The organism is Paenibacillus jilunlii (assembly GCF_900102965.1).
In the GTDB taxonomy this organism is placed as follows: Bacteria; Bacillota; Bacilli; order Paenibacillales; family Paenibacillaceae; genus Paenibacillus_AQ; species Paenibacillus_AQ jilunlii.
The window spans coordinates 233,507-253,694 of sequence record NZ_FNGM01000006.1; the positions used below are offsets into that span (position 1 = coordinate 233,507).

Here is a 20,188-nt window from a genome sequence, read left to right on the forward strand (position 1 = left end):
GGCTTTAATACCCCATGTCTTTCAACAGCCGGGACAGTACACGCAGCCGTTCTCCAATCATTTCTCCATCATCACTAAGCGCCTGGGCAAACAGCCTGATATCATTATCAATCATGGGATTGTCCGCGCACACGGATACACTCATGGCATCCCCCTGCAGCCCGATACGGTCAATTACCGGGTTCTCTGGATCATACATTTTCGGAAAACGATAGGCGTCCTGAAAATATAAGCTGCTGCTGCAGATCAGGATGGCCAGGTCCAGCACCCGGTGCATCGGCAGCTCCTCGGATTGTCTCGACCATTTCTCCCCCGTATGTCTCCATACTTTTGCTGAAATATCGACCTTCCCCCGGTCATTCCACTGGGCTAATCCCAGAGAGAGTCCTTTCGCATCTGTATTCCGCGCATACCGGCCGTCCACTTGCTCATAATCTTCTGATACGACTACGGGTTTATGTTTTAACGTTGTTGGGATTTTCATTTTAACACGCTCCAATTCAGATTCGCTAATTAGTAAATTACTAATTTACTAATTTACTAAATTTGAATCCATAATAATCGTTCATTTGGTTCATGTCAACATGATTGTGGAATTTGTACACAAACAGTGGCAGCCTTGGACAAGATTAGAGATGACAATCCAATTATTTCAAGATAAGCATCTGCGCGGTCACGCAAAACAAATGCGCGGCTCCCCCGTCATTCGCCTCCTTATACGGATTCCCTCCAGCCGCCCGGATGTTAATATGGAGTGCATCCCCATCTCAATCGTCACATCATAAAGGAGATCAACTATGAAAAAGCTCATTCTGCCCATCCTCGCTGCCGCGCTATTCTTCCCGTCCGGGGTAATTGCGGCAGACCCGCAAGCATCCCCTTCCGCCGTGAAGCTGGATAAAGCCGGGACTGAAGCCTTTGCAGCGCAATTTTTTGCACAAAAGGAAGTCAAGGAACAAATGGCAGGCGCCCTGCTGGTCATCGTCAAAGACGGACAAGTGCTTTTGAACAAGGGCTACGGTTATGCTGACATGGCTACAAAAAGGCCGGTTGACGCTGACAAAACACTGTTCCGTCTGGCTTCTGTATCCAAGCTGTTCACCTCGGCAGGTATTATGCAACTGGCTGAAGCCGGAATGGTTGATCTGGACAAGGATGTCCAAACCTACTTGCCGGATTTGCAAATCCCTAATGCTACAGGAGTGCCGCTTACACTAAAGCATCTAATGACCCATACAACCGGCTTCGATAATACCGACAGTTTGGATTCCGATAAAGCCTATACCCTTAAGGATTATCTGAAGAATATGATGCCTACTGTCGTACGCAAGCCAGGGGAAGCGTTCCGTTATGATAATTTTGCTTTTACTTTGCAGGGTTATATCATCGAGAAGATATCCGGCCTGCCTTTTCAGGAATATGTCCGCAAAAATATGTTTAAGCCGCTAGGCATGAACAGCAGCAGCTTTATTTTCAACGATGAAGTAAGGAAAGCCATGGCTACCCCCCATAACAACAATCTGGAGCCAATTGCGCAAATCCCGAATGTGCCCGACAATTCGCCGCAAGGGGGAATGTTCTCTACAGGGGCTGATATGGCCAAGTTCATGCTCGCAATGCTGAACGGCGGACAAGCCGGAGGTGAGCGATTCCTGACGGAAGCTTCAGTAAAAGCGATGGAGCGTACAAGCGTCACGATCCATCCGGACATTCCAGGTATCGGCTATGCCTTTGAGACGAACTATCCGAAAGACTATAACGGGTATACCGTCGTGGAAAAGGGCGGCGATTTAGCGGGCTTCCATTCCAACCTATGGCTGCTGCCCGGTCAGAACACCGGTATGTTCCTCGCCTTGAACAGCGACAAAGGCAACCTGCGGCTTCCTTTCTTTGAGGAGTTCATGAACCGTTATTTCCCCAAAAGTGATGCTGGACCAGCTTTTGTGAAACCGGCACCGGACAAGCAGCAGCTTCTACGGTTTGAGGGACTCTACCGACATCTACGCACACCTGTATTGCGTTATGACATTACTGCTGCGGATGGGGCCTTGATTGTCCGCGATGCTTTGGGCACACATACCCTGCGCCAGGCGGGCGATCTGCTGTTCTATGACGATGAGGGCACTCCTGCCGGCTTTAAGCTTGATGCGGACGGGAACATTGTCTTCTTTTCCTACAATATGCCAGACAGCTGGGCGGAAAAGATTCCCGAACCGGCCAAATTTAGCGATGTCCCGGAAGAGCATCCTTATGCCAAATCTATTTATTATTTGGTTCAACTGGGAGCCCTTCCGGGCGGTACAGCCGAATTCAAACCGGACATGCCAATTACAAGAGGCCAGTTCCTCGCGCAACTCATGCCACTAGCGGGATTCCAGCTTTCTACCCTTCCATCTGTATTTTCTGACACGAAAGGCAGCCCCTATGAAGCTGTAATCCAGACGGCGGTTGATTATGGGATTGTTCAGGGACTCCCCGGCAGCATCTTTGGCCCTAACCAGCCATTAACACGTGAGCAAGCGGCTACCTTCATCTGGCGGATGGTCAAGATCTCGCTGAATGCGGATCCGGTAAAATCTGACTTGAAAACCCCCGCCTCCCCTTGGGCATCCGAAGGGGTACAGTACATTGTGGGACAACAGCTGTTCGGCCCTGACGTTCAGGCCGCAGGCGGACTGGCGGAGTATAGACCGAAGGATCAAATGCTGAACAAGGAAGCAGCGGAATTGATCTACAAGCTTATTCAGAAGCTTTTTTAGACATGGATTTTAGTGAATGGCAAATAAACAAGCAAGCGGATCAAGACGATCTGCTTGCTTTTCAATATAATAAAAGGAAACTTATCTGAAGGATTGTGAACCTGCCATGTCCAGCCTGCTCCGGCACTGGCGCCTACAACACTGCTACATCTATGTCTGCCTGGCGCTTTTTTTTGTTACTTCTTTATATATTCAAATCAGTTCATTTGCTACTCCGTATTCGGGAATCCTGGTTGAACAGAACAGCTCTTTGGAATGGACCATTGCTGGCGTCCAGAACGATTCTATCGCCGCTAACTGGAGTATCTCACCCGGAGACCGCATCGTATCGGTTGACGGACAGCCAACCCCCAAGATTTTCAGGGTAGCCCAAGAGAAAATGCTCGTTGGGGCCACCAGGATTGAGGTGCTCGGCAATACGGGTTCCCCCCGCTTGTTCATTGTGAAACCGACCATAGAGGATAAGCTGGAGAACGGGTTGGCGTTTCTGATGGAGCTGTTTCTCATCGGTGTTGGCGGATATGCCTTCCTCAAGAAACCGGGGTCCCACCTAATTCATAGATTCTTTTTGCTGAACATGCTGATTGCCTCTACCATTATCACTTTATTTTCGGATGAGGTTCAAATATCCAGCTATTTATTTTCTTACTGTGCCGTTTGGCTGCCCTATGTAATGCTGTCCTTCTATCTGTTATTTGCTTTCAGGAGCATTTATGCCAAATTCCGCTTCCTGCTGATAGGCTATTGGGTTTATGCCTTCACCTGCTCCGCGTTCACGGCGTTCTTCCTGCTCCGGCGTGAAGTATATGACTGGGTGTCCCACTTGCTGAACATCATGTTCATCTTCACCCTGCTGCTCATGGCCGGAATTACAGCTTGCTATTGGAAAAAACTCGACCGGATCGAACAAAATCAGCTGTTCCTGCTGTTTGTCGGCATATTCATCAGCCTGGTGCCTTATGTCCTGCTGTATGCTCTGCCAGAACTGCTTCGGGGCAGTCCTTTGATCCCTGCCGAGTATGTGCTGATCGGACTGGTACCAGTATCCGGCACCCTGGCTTATCTGCTTGTCCAGCGGCAGATCGTGGATATGAAATTTTATATAACCCGGCTGTCCGTTCACAGTCTTTATTACTCCTCGATGCTGGTGTTGTTCCTGCTTACGGCGGTGTGGGGTTCGCTGCTTTATGCCGCTGGTCTTTTTATCCTTTTCGGTATGCTGACCTTCGGTTATCAGCGCCTTCTCCTTCGGTTGCAGCGGCAGGAGAACCGCAAGACTGAATGGCTGGAGCACCAGAAGCTCCGCCTGTCGCTGCAGCTCGCCGAGAAGAAAAATATCCGCGACATACTAAAATTATCTGCAGACCTGCTCCATGATTTAATTGATGTGGAAGGCCTCACCCTAGTTTATATTGACGACAACGCCCTGCCGCTTGTGTACAGCACGGGCATATACCTGGGCACCTTGACTCCCGGAACCGCAAATCTGCCGGATAACGACGATTGGAGCGACAGAGAGAAATATGCCCAGGTGATGGAGCTGTCGCACGGGCCTGAAGAACCAAAGCTGGGTTACCTGTGCCTTGGACCGAAAACCAATCACACCCTCCTTTCGTCCGAGGAGCACCGCCTTGTAGAAAAATTCCGCAGCGAAGCCATTCAGATGCTGCTGAACGCCAGACAAACGTTCCGTTTAAGACAGGAGTATGAGCAGTTGAACAAGGCGCAGGCTGCCCATCATGAGCGCCGGTTCCGTGATCTACAGACATACAGCCATATGGCGTTGGAAGCAAGAGAAGCCGAGAAGATCAGAATCTCCTATTTCCTGCATGACGACCTGCTGCAAAACCTGATTTTCCTGTCCCGCGATCTCGAGGAACTGCATGACACCGGCAAGTATGAACGTGAACGCAATGCCACATGGCTAAAATGTCTGTATGATTCGCAGCGCAGTATACGTTCACTGAGCGATCAGCTCTATCCACACATCCTGGACAAGGGTGATCTTCAAGAAGCGCTGCACTGGCTGCTCCGCGATATGAACCGTCTGAATGAAGTCGCCGTGACGCTGCAATACGAAGCTCCGGCACCTGAGCCGTTCCCTTCCTTTGTCAAAACCAATCTGTTCCGCGCTTTACGCGAGCTGATAGTCAACGTGTTCAAACATGCAGAGGCAACTGAAATGTATGTCCGCATCTGGATGGACAAGGGCAGCCTCTATTGCTGTGTTCGGGATAATGGCAAAGGCTTCTCCGAAGCGGCTGCCCGTCCGCAGGCTGACACCGGCTCAGGCTTTGGCCTGATGTCTGTCTGTGATCAGATGGAGCACCTGGGCGGAAGCGCCGATATTGACTCTGTGCCTGGACAGGGAACAGCTGTTACGTTAAAACTACCTCTTGTTAAGGAGAACACTGCCCATGACTGAAAACATTCGCGTTTATTTACTGGATGACCACCCGCTCGTACTCGAAGGCCTCCAAAACCGCCTTAATGCAGAGCCTGGGATTGAAGTGCTGCACACGTTCACCGATCCACGCGAATTCATCTCCCAGGCTGAACAGCTCTGCCCCGACGTGGCTGTTATAGACATCTCTCTGCCGCACATGGACGGATTTCAGCTGGCCCGGAAGCTGAAGGAGCAGTACGGGAACACTTTGAAAATTATATTATTATCCGGTTACTCTTACGAGGAATTCTACATGAAGGCTTACAAAATCGGGGTCCATGCCTATCTGTCAAAGCAAGCTTCCTACTCCCAGATTATCAATGCAATTAAGCAGAGCATGCTTGGCCACATTCTGATTCCGGAGAGTATCGGCACCGCGCACAGCTCACAGGATGCGCTGACCGCTGCCGAGCGGCAAGTGCTCCAACTGCTGGCGAAGGAGAAGACGAACAAAGAAATTGCCCATGAATTGGCGCTCAGCCAACGAACCGTCGAATATCATCTGGCTTCGGTGAATCAGAAGCTGGGAGTGAGCACCCGCATCGGAGCCATCGTGAAGGGGTTTGAGCTGGGGCTGCTGACTTTTTTAAAAGAGGACTAGCTGCCGGATGGTGTTTCTAATTTGAGATCATTCTAAAAAATGCTATACTTCAATTGAGAACGATTATCAAACACGAAAGTAGTGAAGGTACTATGCACACCCTGCGTTCCGGCAGCTCTATTACTCATCCCCACAGCTTTCATTTCCCCTTGCGGATTGCAAATCTTAACGGATTATCAGTCAGTGGAGAACAGGATATCCGGCCGCACTCCTCAATATTGATGATCGTTACCGGGGGACATGGCATTATTGAGCTTGAGAGGCAGCAGCATAATTTAACATGTGGAACCATGCTATGCTGCAACAGCAGCACGTTAAGTATCTCCTTAAATCCTCAATATCACTTCCATGGTGTATGGATTGAATATACTACTCAGCCCCCGCAACATACTGGTGCCAATCCTTTGAACAAAGGTACACCAGTACGTGCAGTGTCCCCAAAAGCATGTACACTTGCTTCAGAGCTGCTGAAAATCTGGGAGAAGCCGGCACAGGATCAACCGTTCGCTGTGCAGCAGCTTTTCTCGGAGCTTCTGGCAGAGTGCTTCAGCAGACAAACGGAAATCCAAGCTTCAGCACATTGGCTTGATCAGGTTCTGCAGCATATAGGAACGCATTACAACGAAGATTTGACGAGAGCGCAGATGGCCGAACGGGCTGGAGTCAGCCCGGAGCATTTCTCCCGCACCTTCCGGAAAGCCACCGGTCAAACCTTTAACGAATATATTTCCTTGCTGCGGATTCGCAGGGCGCAGCAGCGCATTCTGACCGATACGCCAAATTTGACTACACTGGCCCTGGAGTTAGGCTATGGGGAGGGTACCTATTTAAGCCGGAAATTCAAGCAGGTGGTCGGTATATCTCCGGCAGCCTACCACCGCAAGAACAAAAGAATTGTTGCTTTGAACTTCAATCACACTGCCAGTCTAAGAGCGATTGAGATCATGCCTGAACTCGGTGTGTACTCCAGCTGGATGGAACGTCTTGAGCTGGCTCCTGCCCAGCAAAAATTAAGGTTTGAAGGGAGCCGCGACACTTCGCTCTATCAATCAGTAGCCGCTGCACGGCCTGATGTTATCATTAGCTATTCACTTCCGGGTGAGAACAAGCTGCTGCTGCCGGTAGCACCGGTGGTTGAACTGCCTTACATGCAAATGGGCTGGCGGGAGCAGTTCCAGCAGATCGCTGTCATTGCAAACCGAGAGCAGCAGGCTGAGGCCTGGTTGAACCGCTATGACGAATTGTGTCATGCTGCCAACCTGGAGCTGGGTCGTCTGCTTGGGGCAAGGGGTACCGCCATCGTCTGGGAAATTGACGAAGAAGTAGCCTACTGCTATAGCAGCAGCTTTGGACATGGAAGCCAGATATTATATGGTGAACTGGGATTCCGGCCACCTTCTGCTTTACTGGAGCAAGGCCTGCTCCACAACGGTTATTTGGAAGTATCCATTGATCATATCCCTGCATATCCCGCTGAACATATTTTTATTACCAGCATTCCTTCAACGCGTGAAGGCCGGGCGCGGTTCAGAGCACTCCTCCAATCGCCAAGCTGGCAAAAGCTTGAAGCAGTGCAAAAGGGAAACTTCTATCCACTGAACCAGCCGGAAAAATTCTATGGCTTCGATCCTTTATCCTCGCTGGCGCAATTGAAAACGTTCATGCAGGCGATAACATCACAAATTTACATGAGACAAGATCACATCAAGCCATGGTCTTCCTAAAGGGAAATCTGTAAAGTGTAATTGAGAATGATAATCATTTTACATAAGGAGGAACTTAAGTTGATTAACGCGCAATACCCCGGCTCCAAACGGAGACATTGGTTCATCTTCCCGCTGCTGCTTACAATGCTCCTATTAGTTTCTGCCTGCGGAAACAACACCTCCAGAGGAGGCAACGCAAATACAAAGAACGCCGCCGCAGCTCCAGCAGCATCGGAGCAACCGGAGCAGACGGTGGAACCCGCAGCATTTACAACCGTTACTACAATAAACGGGGAAATAAAAATACCGGTTGATCCCAAACGGATCGTCGCCGAGGAATACCTGGGCAGCCTGATCGCCTTGGACACGATTCCTGTCGGCGCTCCCGGCCTGACCCTGAAGAATATATATTTTAAAGAAGCGCTTGCCGGGGTCGCCGATACCGGAGCCTACGGGAAAATGTCGCCCGAAAAGATCCTCGAGCTTGAACCTGATCTAATCATTTCCGGCATGGCCGACAGCTATGAAACCTTAAGCCAAATCGCTCCTACCATCATCGTGCCTTACGGGGATCTAAAAAATGCCCATGAAGAGTTAACCTATTTTGGAGAGCTGCTGGGCAAAGAACAGGAAGCCAAAGCTTGGCTCGCTCAATATGACCAGCGTATTGCCGAGGCAAAGGCCAAAGTGAATGCAGCTATTCCTGCTGATGCTACCTTCAGCATCCTGGAGCATAACGACAAAAAGGTTTGGGCTTATGGAGACAACTTTGGACGCGGTGGACAGCCTGTCTATCAGGCATTGGGACGGAAGCCTCCTGCAGAGGTTGAGGCGGAAATCATGGAGAAGCAGTGGGCGGAAATTTCTGCCGAGGTGCTGCACAAATATGCCGGAGATTACCTGATCGTAACCGACAACAACCAAACTGTGCAGGACTACAAGAATGATCCGATCTGGGGCAGCCTGCCTGCAGTCAAAAACAATCATATTTATGTCTGGAAAGAAGAAAGATCCTGGTATTATGATCCCATTGCTGTTCTTTCCCAAACGGAAGAGCTGGCGGCTTGGCTTACCGAGTAATATGATCCCGCAGAGAAAAGGATCACAAAGCGGAATAATCCGCCTGTGATCCTTTATCAACTGCATTTTATAATGATTTAGTTGACCTCGTAATTATGGCCATAGTTATTATCCAAATACGTTTGTCCGCCAGCTGTATACGAAACCGCATATTTAACATCTGTGGCACCCGGAACATTGATACTGTAGCTCCATCTTTCAACACTATTGAAATTATTCAAGGAGCCATTGTAAGTAGCGAAGCCCTCTTGAGTCGTTGCCCAGTTGTCCGTTGTGTACGTTACTTTTACTGTTTTCGTCGGATCCAGGTTTTTCACATAGATTACTCCGCTAAATTCACCATTGCTCAGAGTACTTTTGGCGTTAACCACATTTGGTGCTCCCAAAATCACGGAACTCAGGGGAACATTATGATTGACTTCATTGTAATAATTCACTCCACCGTTGTTATCCCAATAGACCTGGCCATTCACTTCGTATTCGATTGCGAATTTAATGAAGCTCAGATTCTTCAACTCGTTATGATCTGTTGAAGCATCCGTTCTGGAAATGCCAAAATGCCATTTCTCATGGGTTCCATCCGACGGCCCTACATAATTCGCACTCGTATTATACCAGGTTGTGTTATCTGTCGTGTAATGAATAGTGACATTTTTCACGGGTCCCAGATTCGCAACATCAACATTTCCGCTAAATCCGACATATCCGGGTTTATAAATAACGCTAACATCCGAGTCAATAAGCTTGACCTCATCACCGCTGGCAAATGCCGATCCCACAAAGGATACACCAAAAATCAGAGTAAACATCATCAATCCAGCAAATAGTTTTTTCATTGCTTTCACAGTTCTCGCTCCTCTAATTTCAAATTTTTACACCTGGGTCTTGAGCCGACAAGGATGAGACACATACATTTTGTACACTTTTTTGTCTTTTTCATTCCTCCTTTGACACTTCGAAACCAAGTTATAATTTGCGGAAATGTTAATCATTTCCTATTTATAGGATAACTTTAGTAAATATATATGTATATAGTAAATAAGTAACATTTTTAATATGTTATTATATGGGATATTTTGTCATAAAAGGTCAATAAAACAGGAAGGCACACGAAAAACATCCTTTGATGACTCGACATCGGCTCAGAGGATTCTACTAAAAAGCGCAAAGTTTGAACTTGAAATCTTCAGATAGACCCGCTTCCTTCCTCATTTGTATCCATACAATATACCTCTGTTATCATTAATGCCCCTATCCGGTACCCTTGAACAAAAGCTGCCGCCGCATGCATGGAGTTAAGCTCACCAACGAGATCTAATAGTCTTTCGATTTCTTCGAATTCTGCAGCCGCTAACTTCTTCTGGTAATTGTCCAATAACATAATGACCTCATGATGAAGCTGCTTGGCTCTTGGATCTGCAGATTTTATAGACTCATTAGGCCGAATATTCCCATAATACATATCCTCCAAGATACTTTTCACTTATACAACCTCCTGACTTGTAACAGTTTATTCCAAGTATACTTTATGCGTAAAAATATATTGATATTTATGCGATTTTCGCATGCAGCAAAGTTGAACCCTTACAAAAAACAGAGCGAACACAACAAAAAAAACGACTGAGCAATCAGGCTCAGCCGTTTCAGAATAATGACCAAATATTATCTTTACTTCTCCATAGATATTTATATCCCTTACGTACGCCGCATATATGCACGCACTGTGATCGGTGCAAAGACCGCCACAATCACAGCAGCGCCAACCAGGGAAAAGACCAGATCCGAGCCCATTGTTCCCTGGTTGACCAGATCACGGACGGCTGTGACCAGATGCGAGATCGGGTTCATTTTGACGAACCATTGCAGCCAGTCCGGCATCGTATCTACCGGCACAAAAGCATTTGAAAGAAAGGTTAGCGGGAACAGCACGATCATGGAGATTCCCTGGACACTGGAAGCTGTACGCGCAATAACACCGAAGAAAGCAAAGATCCAGCTGATAGCCCAGGAGCAGATAATTACCAGTACACCGGCCATGGCTACATGCCCGAGTCCGCCTTCAGGACGCAATCCCATCACATACCCCATCGCAAAAGTAAGCACAGTTGCAATCGTATACCGGACAGTATCCGCCAGCAACGCTCCGGCAAGCGGGGCGATCCGCGAGATCGGGAGTGACTTGAAGCGGTCAAAGACCCCTTTTTCCATATCCTCACGCAGTTGGACACCGGTCACAATCGAGGTCGTGATGACGGTCTGAACGAGAATTCCGGGGATGATCATCGGCAAATAATTCTGGACATCTCCAGAGATGGCCCCCCCAAAAATATACGTAAACATCAGTGTGAAAATAATCGGCTGAAACGTGACGTCGAATAACTGCTCGGGTGTGCGTTTGATTTTGAGCAGCCCCCGATAGGCCATGGTCAGTGAATTGCGTACCGACTGTCCGAAGCTGGTATGGTTTTTCAGTTGGCGCTGGGCGCCTGGCTTAATCATTGTACTCATACGGTTTGCCCCTCCACTTGGATGGATTTGGCCGACGCAGGAGCTGACTTCTCTTCTACTCCGTGGCCCGTGATACTCAGAAAAACCTCGTCGAGCGTTGGCTTCTGCACACTCAGCTCCGCCAAAGAAATTCCTGCCTCACGCAGAGCAATCAGCAGATCAGTAACCCGGTCTGCACTGGCTAGTGGTGCAGTAATCTTCGCAGCTTCCGCTGAAATACTGGTTGGTACCCTCAGCAGCCGCTCTACCGTCTGGCGGGCAAGGCCAATGTCCCGCAGATTCTCAACTCTTAAATGCAGGGACGAGGTGCCAACCGATGATTTCAGCTCATCTACCGTCCCCTCCGCAACCACATGACCATGATCGATGACCGCGATCCGGTCAGCCAGCTGATCCGCTTCTTCCAGATATTGAGTGGTTAATAAAACCGTTGAACCGGACTGAATCAACCGCCGGATCGTATCCCACATCTGGTTGCGGGTGCGCGGGTCGAGACCGGTCGTCGGTTCATCCAGGAAAATAAGCGGCGGCTGCGCAATCAGACTTGCGGCCAGATCCAGCCGCCGGCGCATCCCGCCGGAGAAATTTTTGAGCGGACGTTTGGCGGCTTCAGTCAATCCAAATTCCTCCAGCAGCTCCTCTGCCTTGTGGCGCGCTTCGGCACGTCCCAGACCCAGCAGCCGGGAGAAAATCACCAGATTCTCGGTCGCACTAAGCGACTCATCCACTGACGCATATTGTCCGGTCACCCCAATCAGCTGGCGCACAATCTGCGGCTCCTTCACCACATCATGCCCGAATACCTTCGCGGAACCGCCATCCGGTCTTAATAATGTCGCCAGCATCCGGATTGCTGTAGTTTTTCCCGCTCCATTCGGACCCAGCACGCCGTAAATCGAACCGGTGGCCACTTGCAGGTCCACCCCGTCCACCGCCCGGTTGTCCCCAAAAACTTTGACAAGCCCATGCGCCTCAATGGCCCAATCTTTGGATTGCAGCGGTTGTTTCTTGATTTGACTCATTTTGCTACTCCTCCTAGAAAACTAATATAGATGGATCATAAACCGCTTTTTTAAACGGAATATAAACTTGGTATGTACTTCTTCAGTGCTGTTTCATTATAATCCTAACGGATATGCCGTTTAACGGTCTCCAAACGCATTTTCGCCTCGGTCTCTGGATGTAGACCACAACAACATCATTACACAAAAAGGCTCGGGATCAGGCGTTTGCCTTTGTCCCAAGCTTTTGCAAGGTAGAGGGAAGCATGAATCATTGCTCATTGACAAAAAGGTAACCTATTACATATAATATGCGTAACAGGTTACCATTTTTGTAATGTAAGGAGATGAACTGGATGGACGAAACAGAACAGCAGGCTTACATCCTTGGAGCTGTTCTCACACTCGCCAACCGCCTGCAGGTATTAGGTGATCAATTGGATGACCAGATGACGATGAAGCAGTGGCTGCTGATTGCAATCATTCTGAAGAGCGGTTCACCCGCTCCCACCTTGAGCGATGTATCTGCGATGATCGGAAGCTCCAGGCAGAATGTGAAGAAGATGGCTCTTCTGCTTGAACAGCAGGGATTTGTTTCGCTCACTAAAGATAGCCGGGATGCACGTGTTCTCCGGGTCCAGCTTACGGATAAATGCAGAGTATATTTTGCGGGGAGAAGCGAGCGGGAAGCCCATTTTATGAAGGCGCTGTTCCAGTCATTCGACGCCGGGTCCACCCGTGGACTGTTCCAAGGTTTGACCCGGCTTACAGAGAACATCGCGCGAATGGAAACTGACACATCTGTTCTAGAAAAGGAGTAGATACTTAATGGTTCTTCTACTGGTCATCCTGGCTGGTACCGCGATCGGCGTGACGGTGTTTTTCAAAGTCCCCTATTCCAAAACCGCAGCAGAATTTCAGCGGATCGCAGACAACTATCTCCCTACGGCCGCTACCCCAAACGATGTGTTCACAAGCGAAGACTGGAAGCCTCTGCCTTACCCTGTGCGGAGGTATTTTGAAACCAGCGGATGGACGGGCACACGCAAAATGTCCTCGATGAAAGCCGTATTCCACAGCGTAGACTTCATCCTGTCCCCCAAGAAACAGGCGATTCGGATAGATTACACGCAGTATAATTTCAGTGAGCATCCAACCAGAATTGCCCTGATTGACACTTCTATGTACGGCATTCCTTTTCAAGGCCTGGATACCTATGTCGAGGGGAAAGGCAGCATGAAGGGCGTTCTGGCAAAGACGTTCACTCTCTTCAATCAGCAAGGCGGGGAGATGGATCAGGCGAGTCTGGTCACCTTTTTGTCGGAAGCTCTTCTGCTGCCGAGCGCTGCTCTACAGAGTTGCATTACTTGGGAACCCATTGACGATACTCATGCCCGGGCAGCTATTTCCTGCTATGGGATTACAGCACGGGGAATCTTCAGCTTTAGCGGAAACGGAGAATGCCTGTCCTTCACAACGGACGACCGCACCGCCATCGGAATGGACGGCTCTAAGCAGCGGGTGAGATGGTCGGCGCTCATGAAGGATTACCAGCGGATTGACGGTGTTAGACAACCCGCCCGCCTGCAGGCAGTATGGCATTATGACAGCGGAGATCTTGTCTATTTTGACAGCAGGAATTTCCGGGTGGAGTACCGGTAAAGAGCAAACCATTTCACTCACTTTTGGAGAAATTAAAGGTACTTTTACCTCTCATTCCGCGCTGAACCCCACTTTTGGAGAAATCAAAGGTACTTTTACCTCTCATTCCGCGCTGAACCCCACTTTTGGAGAAATCAAAGGTACTTTTACCTCTCATTCCGTGCTGAAACCCACTTTTGGAGAAATCAAAGGTACTTTTACCTCTCATTCCGCACTGCCAGCCTTAGTTGAAAAAAGCCGCCATTACGGCGGCTTCAAATGAAGTTAAATCTGGGTTCCCAGCTGTACCAGCAGCCCGGCATGTTCTGGAGCTAATCCCTTGCCACTCATGGCTTCCACTTGATACATAAACCCGTTGATTGCGCCTTTTTTCTCTCCCTCATTACCGGATTCATCCGCTCTTTGTGCTATCATCAGCTGATCCTTAAGCCGCTCAGCCAGCTCTGGATCATGAGAGAGGAACTGGTCAATCAATCCTGCAATCCCCTCATAGGTCAGGATCACTTCATAAGAAAATGAGGATTTTACAGTGTTCCCTGCCACATCACTCACGGAAGCATGAACCCAATGCGCTCCAATCCCCGTCAAATAGGCGGGACTGTCGGCAAGCACAGTATCACAATCACTTGTAGCTATACCCGATAATGCATCTTGTGCAGAGCATTCGATCCGGATCACATCATCTACTTCGTAGACAGATTCTCCTGAAAATTCGATTACGGGGGCCGTTTTGTCTATCTTGAGTTCGGTAGTAGAAGGCACCCCTGGCACGCCATAAGCAGATTTTGCCCAATATGTTACTGCTGTTACGCCTTCTGCGCTTACTGTAAACTCCGTGCTGCTGCCTGCCGCCTCACGCTGATCAATGCTCTCAGCCCCCTTAGTCTCGTAGAAAAGGGCGGCTGCTCCTTCCGAGTTCAACGTTATAGTAACATCTTTATTGTGCCAGCCCTGCTCATTGGGCTGTGGATTCATAACAGCTTCCGTCAAGGGAGGAGTGTTATCCTTTTCAACTATGGAAAAATCATCATAGTAAGCGGATGAGATATTATAGCGGCTGGTAACCGCGATAATTCTGGCAGAAGCTGCCCCTTCCGGTGCTTTACCGCGGAGGGTTACCTTTTGCCATTGGTGGAGCCGCGATTCATCCAGATGCGTTTCCAAAGTGGACAACGTCTGACCTTCCGCATTATAGAATCTGAACATTAATCCGGGCTGGCCGGAGTCGATGTAGATTTGAGCACTTGCACTATACTCTTTCCCAGGGGACAAAGCGATTGGATCGCTTTGCACCGCCACCGAGGCGGTACGGACGAGATCCGTTGTATGCAGGCTGTAATCACCCGCATAGCTTTTATCGCCGCTCCGCTCAAAATAAACATCCCCGCTGGTCGCAAACATTGAAGTCCAGCCCGGCAGTTTCCCGCTGCCTTCCGGCGCTTGCTCCACCCCGGCATTGTTTACCGGCAAAGGCAGTCCCGGCGGTTCGGGCACAATCTCTCCATCGATCTTGATTCTATAGAGAACAGTGTTCGTTGCGAGATCGGTGAAATAAAGATTCCCGTCCCTTCCCAGATCAAATCTTGATGCATCCGTCAGTGTTCTGAATTCCAGCGTTTCTGGATCAATTACCGTCAGTTTGTTATTGAACAGCACATACAAAAGTCCGTCTTCCGACCAGCGCAGCGGATGATGATGCCACTGGGTGTAATACAGCTGCGGATAGATTTTTTTATATTTTACAAGCTTGTACGTGTCCGGATCGATCGCAAAAATATATTCATAGGATGCCCCCCAGATCAGTCCATCCGGTCCGAGTGACAGGTCCCCAATGAAAATAGGATCAGTAAGCTCGGGAATATCCAGGGTAAACTCTGTGATCTTCTGCTCCTTCTGGACATCCCAGACGAAAATTTTGGCCTCCTGCTCGCTTGGTGTGGAGCCCAGTCCGCCCCTGATGGTCGTAGATCCAAAAATCTTTCCGTCCACATAAGCGGTACTGAGCACACTCTGATTCTGGACTACGTTGCGGTGAACTTTGGTTTCCCCTGTCGCTGTATCATGGACCGTAAGCGACCCTCCCAGCGTACCGTAACCGGAAATGGTCGAAATAAACAGTTTACCCTCCCCTTCAGACATATGCACAAGCCGTTCCTGATCATTTCCGAGTACTGCGAGCCGCTGCGGGTTCGTGCTCCCCGGCTCTTGATTCAGATCATAAACATACAAGCCGCCTTCCGGGTAGACCCCCATATAAACTTTGTTTCCAATCGGGTAGACACTGTCTGCCTGACCTATGCTGAAAGGTTTTGCCGTCATGGTCTCTAAGTCAACCAACGAAGACCTGGCTTGAGAACCAGTTGTGATCAGCTGTGTATCCGAAACGCTTTGAAGCCGGTTGACCACGCCCGGCAATCCCGGGATAATCGGCGGCTTTACAATTACTTTTTTGGTATCGATATTCAGCATGGCTACCCCGCCGTCATAACGGACCGTGACCAGCGTTTTTCCCGGAAGCTCGGGATGGTTGAACTCTACCCAATCCGCACCTCTGAATCCGCTCTCATAGATCATGCCGGTTTCCTCTACCTGATGCGTCACCAGGTCAAAGGTTTTCAGTTTTTTCTCTGACATATAATACAGCTTTCCATCCACGGAGTCGGCTGCATGAAGGCCGGTGACCTGCTGAAGCTCCACATCAAGCCATGATCCTGTTGCCGTATCGTAGATGTAGCCTACACCCGGTATCCCGCTTCCGTCCGTATAACGGGCGAACAGATAACGGTTATCAATCGTACTCAAATCGTATACCGTATCATTTTTAACGTTAAGCGAAGCTGCAATATCCGTTTTTTCTCCCGTGTTCAGGTCCACACGTACGATCTGTTTATGGGCGGTTCCGGCATAAATATATCCGCCCTGGTAAGCAATGGAGCGGACGTATTCTTGATCAAGCGCGCCGATAACGCGGCCGTAATCCCTCACTTGCCTGGTGGCAGGGTCATACTGCCATACTTTCCCCCCGGGGTACGTTCCGACGTAGACTCTTCCTTGTTCATCCGTCGTTATGCTGTTGGAGACAGACTGCCCCGCAAATTCAGCCACTTGAACGGCCTCATGCGTGACTGGAGAGTACTCCCATAACCGCGCCCCCGCTCCTTCGGACGCCACATAGAGCGTACCGTTTGGAGCAACGGTATGAGCCCATGAGCTTTCGGAGGGCGCAAGAGAAACAGTCCGAAGCAGCTTGTACTCTTCGAGGTCAATCACATTCAGGTAACCCGGCTTTCCTTTGCTCGTCGCATACATTACAGGCTTGCCGTCCTCGTAGCCGACGGCTCCATTAAACACAGCCACCGTGTAGTTGTTGGGAACAAGCAATTCTTCGGGTGCGCTGAAGTTTTTGTGAGAAAGTCTGGAATCCTCCGCTGCGGCAGGAGCAGGCTGTACAGGATACATCACTAATACAAGTAAACAGCTCATGAACATGGTGATCAGGTTGGAAAAAGGCTTATTCATCACTTATCTCCCCTTCTTCATGTCATTAAAAATACTTGATCAACGTGGCCAGGGCTCCTTGAGACGGGCCGGATTGATAAATGCCATAGGCTGCAGACGCCTCTTCCAGCGCAAACCTGTGCGTGATAGCGGGACTTACCGTAATTCGCTTCTCAGCAAGCAGTCTTACGTACTCGTCCATATTTCGCCCTTCCGTCCACCGCACGAAACCGATGGGGTAATCCAGATTATCCTGCTCGTACCACCGGTCGTATCTTCCCGGGCCGCCCGCTCTTGAGATAAGGATCTGTGCTTCCTTGCAAAACATCAGATCTCTTGAAAACTCCATGGACAAATCACCGACGATCACGATTTTCCCCAGGTCCCGAAGCCACTCCAGCGACTTGTTAATCAGCGCTTTGCCCGGTCCGCCAGCACATAAGAGTATGGAATCGAAGCCGGCTCCACCCGTCTCGTCCAACACAAAACGTTCCACTTCCTCTTCACTTGAAAAGCCCGGTCCAATGCCCATTTGTCCCTGAAGCAGCTGCACCCGTTCTTCGCTCAGATCATATGCGGCAGTCTGGCATGCAGCGGCAGAGGCAATTTGGGCCACAAGATTACCGAGGATGCCCAGTCCGACGACAAGCACCTTATCACCGAACCTCACATCAGCTATACGCAACGCATGTATGGCAATGGCTCCGAGTCCTGTAAATGCAGCCTCCTCAGGTTTGACATGATGCGGCACTTTGGTCACCAGATTGGTCGGTACCGAAATCACCTCTGCATGTCTTACATAAGGCACACCGTAACAAGCCACGCGGTCCCCTGGAAGAATATCCCTGACCTCACTTCCCGTCTGTTCCACAATCCCAACGGCACTATAGCCAAGATATACGGGAGATAATCCGGATTTCTTGATCGCACTCAGCTCCGTACCCGGACTAATGCCCGAATACTCGGTTCTCACTTGGACATGCCGTTTGTTCAGTTCAGGTATATCCGCTTGAAGTATCGTGACTTTTCCTTCCTTCGCGGCAACGATTCTCATTAGATATGGCTCCTCCTTAAGTCATTTAGCCTTTTTCCGAACCGAGCATCACCCCTTTAGCGAAATACTTCTGGGCAAAAGGATAGAGAAGCAGAACAGGGATCATGGACAGTACAATGGTTGCGTTTTTGATGGATTGAGGGGCCAGAGCCGAACGATCCACGAGTCCGGCATCATTTTCTGCGCTGTAGATGAGCATATCCCGCAGCACGACCTGCAAAGGATATTTATCCGGATCGTTTAAGTAAATCAGCGGCAGAAAGAAGCTGTTCCAGTGCCCCATGAAATAAAAAAGACCGATGGACGCAAGCGCAGGCTTGGATAAGGGAATGACAATGTTGAACAGAATCCGGTATTCGGAGGCTCCATCAATCAGGGCGGCTTCCCGTATTTGGGAGGACATGTTTTCGTAAAAGCTTTTCAGAATGATCAGCTCCATCGTCCAGATGGCATTGGGAAGCACAAGGGCCCAGACCGAATCCGTCAACCCCAGCTGCTGAACGACCACATAAGTCGGAATAATGCCGGGATTCAGGAACATCGTCAGAACAATCGCCGTCATAAAAAACTTTCTTCCAAAAAATCCCTTTTGGGACAGGGGGTAAGCAGCTACCGCAGTAAAGAGCAAATTCACGAACGTGCCGAGCGCCGTATAAAAGACAGAATTCAGATAGGCTCTTGGAATCGTGGCATTCTTAAGCACCTCGCCGTAGGCCTCAAAGTTAAGCCCTCGCGGAAAAAGAAAAACCTTGCCTTGAACGACCGCCGCAGTATCGCTTAATGAGATGGCTGTAATATACACGATGGGATAGAGTGTGGCTGCGGCAACCAGGCTGAGTATCAGCGTGTTGATGACACCAAACAAAGATAACTTGCGTTCTCCTACCATAATCCATTTCCCCCCAGCCGTTTGCTGACCGCATTCGCGGACAGCAGCATCACCATTGCCACGAGTGCTTCAAACAGCCCAACAGCGGCTGCGTAACTGTAATTGGATTCTAGCAGTCCTTTGCGGTATACATAGGTTGAAAATACGTCCGCTACGTCATACGTCATCGGGTTGTACAGCAGCAGGACTTTTTCATAGCCGACACGAATCATCGAGCCGGTTTTGAGGATGAACATGATGAGCATCGTGGGAAACAACCCCGGCAGTGTAATATGGCGGATCATATGGAACCGGCTGGCGCCGTCCACCTTGGCCGCTTCATAGAGCGTAGGACTGATTCCCGCAATCGCTGCCAGATAAATGATCGATTCGTAGCCCATATTTGCCCAAATTTCCGAAATGACATAAATCGGACGGAACCAGCCCGGATCAACCAGAAAGTATTTTGTCTCGAATCCGAACGCGGCCAGCATTTGATTCAGAATCCCGTGATTGGGAGACAGGAAATCAATGATCATGCTGCTGATGATGACAACGGACAAAAATGCCGGAAAATAACTGAAGGTTTGAACGGATTTTTTTAACCATTTGTTTCTGACTTCGTTCAGCAGAAGGGCCAGCATGATTGGAAAAGGAAAACCAAAAATGAGCGTATACAACCCAAGGAGCAGCGTGTTGCGGAACAGCATCCAAAAGTCATGGTTCGTAAAAAACTTGATGAAATGCTCAAATCCCACCCATTCGCTGCCAAGCACTCCCGAAAATACGCTGTAGTCCTTGAAGGCTATAATCAATCCGTATAATGGCCCGTAACGAAAGATGACGTAAAATAGGATGCAGGGAAGAAACAACAGAAGCAGCTGCCTGTCCCGCTTGATATGGTTCCACGTTGTTCCAAGACGGCTTCTGGAGCTTTTCTTTGGCACTGTTCTATGGTTAAATGCCGGGTGTTCCATGCCTCGTCCCCTCCCGTTGATTCACAGG

General features: G+C 49.4%; 17 protein-coding genes. 8 read left to right on the plus strand and 9 right to left on the minus strand.

Translation table 11 applies throughout. The features are described from left to right. Positions 1-4: 4 nt before the first annotated feature. The gene (locus tag BLQ82_RS13205) at positions 5-484 is read right to left on the minus strand and encodes a DUF6530 family protein (RefSeq protein WP_062521971.1); all 480 of its coding nucleotides are present in this window, start codon (positions 482-484) and stop codon (positions 5-7) included. A 313-nt stretch (positions 485-797) separates the two neighbouring features. On the opposite strand from BLQ82_RS13205, the gene BLQ82_RS13210 reads away from it, so the two are divergent. From BLQ82_RS13210 to BLQ82_RS13230, 5 genes are all read left to right on the plus strand, one after another. Then, positions 798-2,759, plus strand: coding sequence for a serine hydrolase domain-containing protein (locus BLQ82_RS13210; RefSeq protein WP_062521968.1), 1,962 nt, complete (start codon positions 798-800; stop codon positions 2,757-2,759). A gap of 106 nt (positions 2,760-2,865) precedes the next feature. Then, positions 2,866-5,184, plus strand: a complete 2,319-nt coding sequence (locus tag BLQ82_RS13215; protein WP_062521966.1) for an ATP-binding protein — start codon at positions 2,866-2,868, stop codon at positions 5,182-5,184. Then, entirely contained in the window at positions 5,177-5,806 is a 630-nt protein-coding gene (locus BLQ82_RS13220) for a response regulator transcription factor (protein WP_062521964.1), read from the plus strand. The genes BLQ82_RS13215 and BLQ82_RS13220 overlap by 8 nt, the downstream gene beginning before the upstream one ends. A gap of 404 nt (positions 5,807-6,210) precedes the next feature. Then, complete coding sequence (locus tag BLQ82_RS13225) at positions 6,211-7,530, plus strand: AraC family transcriptional regulator (RefSeq protein WP_163704431.1); 1,320 nt, start codon at positions 6,211-6,213, stop codon at positions 7,528-7,530. 60 nt (positions 7,531-7,590) lie between these two features. Continuing rightward, the gene (locus BLQ82_RS13230; protein ID WP_062521960.1) at positions 7,591-8,592 is read left to right on the plus strand and encodes an ABC transporter substrate-binding protein; all 1,002 of its coding nucleotides are present in this window, start codon (positions 7,591-7,593) and stop codon (positions 8,590-8,592) included. 77 nt (positions 8,593-8,669) lie between these two features. Here BLQ82_RS13230 and BLQ82_RS13235 read toward each other — a convergent pair whose 3' ends face one another. The 4 genes from BLQ82_RS13235 to BLQ82_RS13250 form a co-directional block, all read right to left on the minus strand. Beyond that, positions 8,670-9,428, minus strand: a complete 759-nt coding sequence (locus tag BLQ82_RS13235; protein WP_211270506.1) for a carbohydrate-binding protein — start codon at positions 9,426-9,428, stop codon at positions 8,670-8,672. Between the two features lie 350 nt (positions 9,429-9,778). Further along, positions 9,779-10,075: a DUF6809 family protein gene (locus BLQ82_RS13240; RefSeq protein ID WP_062521956.1), complete on the minus strand. Its 297-nt coding sequence runs from the start codon at positions 10,073-10,075 to the stop codon at positions 9,779-9,781. 212 nt (positions 10,076-10,287) lie between these two features. Further along, positions 10,288-11,100, minus strand: a complete 813-nt coding sequence (locus BLQ82_RS13245; protein ID WP_062521954.1) for an ABC transporter permease — start codon at positions 11,098-11,100, stop codon at positions 10,288-10,290. After that, positions 11,097-12,122, minus strand: coding sequence for an ATP-binding cassette domain-containing protein (locus BLQ82_RS13250; RefSeq protein ID WP_062521952.1), 1,026 nt, complete (start codon positions 12,120-12,122; stop codon positions 11,097-11,099). Before BLQ82_RS13250 ends, BLQ82_RS13245 begins: the two co-directional genes overlap by 4 nt. 335 nt (positions 12,123-12,457) lie before the next feature. Between BLQ82_RS13250 and BLQ82_RS13255 the strand changes: the two genes are divergently transcribed. From BLQ82_RS13255 to BLQ82_RS13265, 3 genes are read left to right on the plus strand one after another with little or no spacing between them, the layout of a single operon-like run. After that, on the plus strand, positions 12,458-12,922 hold the full coding sequence (locus tag BLQ82_RS13255) for a helix-turn-helix domain-containing protein (protein ID WP_062521950.1): 465 nt from the start codon (positions 12,458-12,460) through the stop codon (positions 12,920-12,922). Between the two features lie 7 nt (positions 12,923-12,929). Further along, entirely contained in the window at positions 12,930-13,763 is an 834-nt protein-coding gene (locus BLQ82_RS13260) for a DUF6544 family protein (protein WP_062521948.1), read from the plus strand. After that, the gene (locus tag BLQ82_RS13265; RefSeq protein ID WP_062521947.1) at positions 13,729-14,025 is read left to right on the plus strand and encodes a hypothetical protein; all 297 of its coding nucleotides are present in this window, start codon (positions 13,729-13,731) and stop codon (positions 14,023-14,025) included. Before BLQ82_RS13260 ends, BLQ82_RS13265 begins: the two co-directional genes overlap by 35 nt. Positions 14,026-14,027: 2 nt before the next feature. Here BLQ82_RS13265 and BLQ82_RS13270 read toward each other — a convergent pair whose 3' ends face one another. Genes BLQ82_RS13270 through BLQ82_RS13285 form a run of 4 tightly spaced genes read right to left on the minus strand, consistent with a single transcriptional unit; the run spans position 14,028 to position 20,160 of the window. Further along, complete coding sequence (locus BLQ82_RS13270) at positions 14,028-17,282, minus strand: outer membrane protein assembly factor BamB family protein (RefSeq protein ID WP_062521945.1); 3,255 nt, start codon at positions 17,280-17,282, stop codon at positions 14,028-14,030. A 25-nt stretch (positions 17,283-17,307) separates the two neighbouring features. Continuing rightward, the gene (locus BLQ82_RS13275; RefSeq protein ID WP_062521943.1) at positions 17,308-18,315 is read right to left on the minus strand and encodes a zinc-dependent alcohol dehydrogenase; all 1,008 of its coding nucleotides are present in this window, start codon (positions 18,313-18,315) and stop codon (positions 17,308-17,310) included. Between the two features lie 25 nt (positions 18,316-18,340). Beyond that, positions 18,341-19,204 (minus strand): carbohydrate ABC transporter permease, encoded by an 864-nt coding sequence (locus BLQ82_RS13280; RefSeq protein ID WP_062521941.1) that lies wholly within the window; start codon positions 19,202-19,204, stop codon positions 18,341-18,343. After that, the gene (locus BLQ82_RS13285; RefSeq protein WP_062521939.1) at positions 19,198-20,160 is read right to left on the minus strand and encodes an ABC transporter permease; all 963 of its coding nucleotides are present in this window, start codon (positions 20,158-20,160) and stop codon (positions 19,198-19,200) included. Before BLQ82_RS13285 ends, BLQ82_RS13280 begins: the two co-directional genes overlap by 7 nt. Positions 20,161-20,188 lie beyond the last annotated feature (28 nt).

Excerpts from the sequence above, each read along its gene's own strand:
- BLQ82_RS13220 (WP_062521964.1), top strand. The coding sequence starts at position 5,177 with ATGACTGAAAACATTCGCGTTTATTTACTGGATGACCACCCGCTCGTA.
- BLQ82_RS13245 (WP_062521954.1), bottom strand. The coding sequence starts at position 11,100 with ATGAGTACAATGATTAAGCCAGGCGCCCAGCGCCAACTGAAAAACCAT.
- BLQ82_RS13210 (WP_062521968.1), top strand. The coding sequence starts at position 798 with ATGAAAAAGCTCATTCTGCCCATCCTCGCTGCCGCGCTATTCTTCCCG.
- BLQ82_RS13270 (WP_062521945.1), bottom strand. The coding sequence starts at position 17,282 with ATGAATAAGCCTTTTTCCAACCTGATCACCATGTTCATGAGCTGTTTA.
- BLQ82_RS13255 (WP_062521950.1), top strand. The coding sequence starts at position 12,458 with ATGGACGAAACAGAACAGCAGGCTTACATCCTTGGAGCTGTTCTCACA.
- BLQ82_RS13285 (WP_062521939.1), bottom strand. The coding sequence starts at position 20,160 with ATGGAACACCCGGCATTTAACCATAGAACAGTGCCAAAGAAAAGCTCC.
- BLQ82_RS13235 (WP_211270506.1), bottom strand. The coding sequence starts at position 9,428 with ATGAAAAAACTATTTGCTGGATTGATGATGTTTACTCTGATTTTTGGT.
- BLQ82_RS13280 (WP_062521941.1), bottom strand. The coding sequence starts at position 19,204 with ATGGTAGGAGAACGCAAGTTATCTTTGTTTGGTGTCATCAACACGCTG.
- BLQ82_RS13250 (WP_062521952.1), bottom strand. The coding sequence starts at position 12,122 with ATGAGTCAAATCAAGAAACAACCGCTGCAATCCAAAGATTGGGCCATT.
- BLQ82_RS13205 (WP_062521971.1), bottom strand. The coding sequence starts at position 484 with ATGAAAATCCCAACAACGTTAAAACATAAACCCGTAGTCGTATCAGAA.
- BLQ82_RS13260 (WP_062521948.1), top strand. The coding sequence starts at position 12,930 with ATGGTTCTTCTACTGGTCATCCTGGCTGGTACCGCGATCGGCGTGACG.
- BLQ82_RS13275 (WP_062521943.1), bottom strand. The coding sequence starts at position 18,315 with ATGAGAATCGTTGCCGCGAAGGAAGGAAAAGTCACGATACTTCAAGCG.
- BLQ82_RS13215 (WP_062521966.1), top strand. The coding sequence starts at position 2,866 with ATGTCCAGCCTGCTCCGGCACTGGCGCCTACAACACTGCTACATCTAT.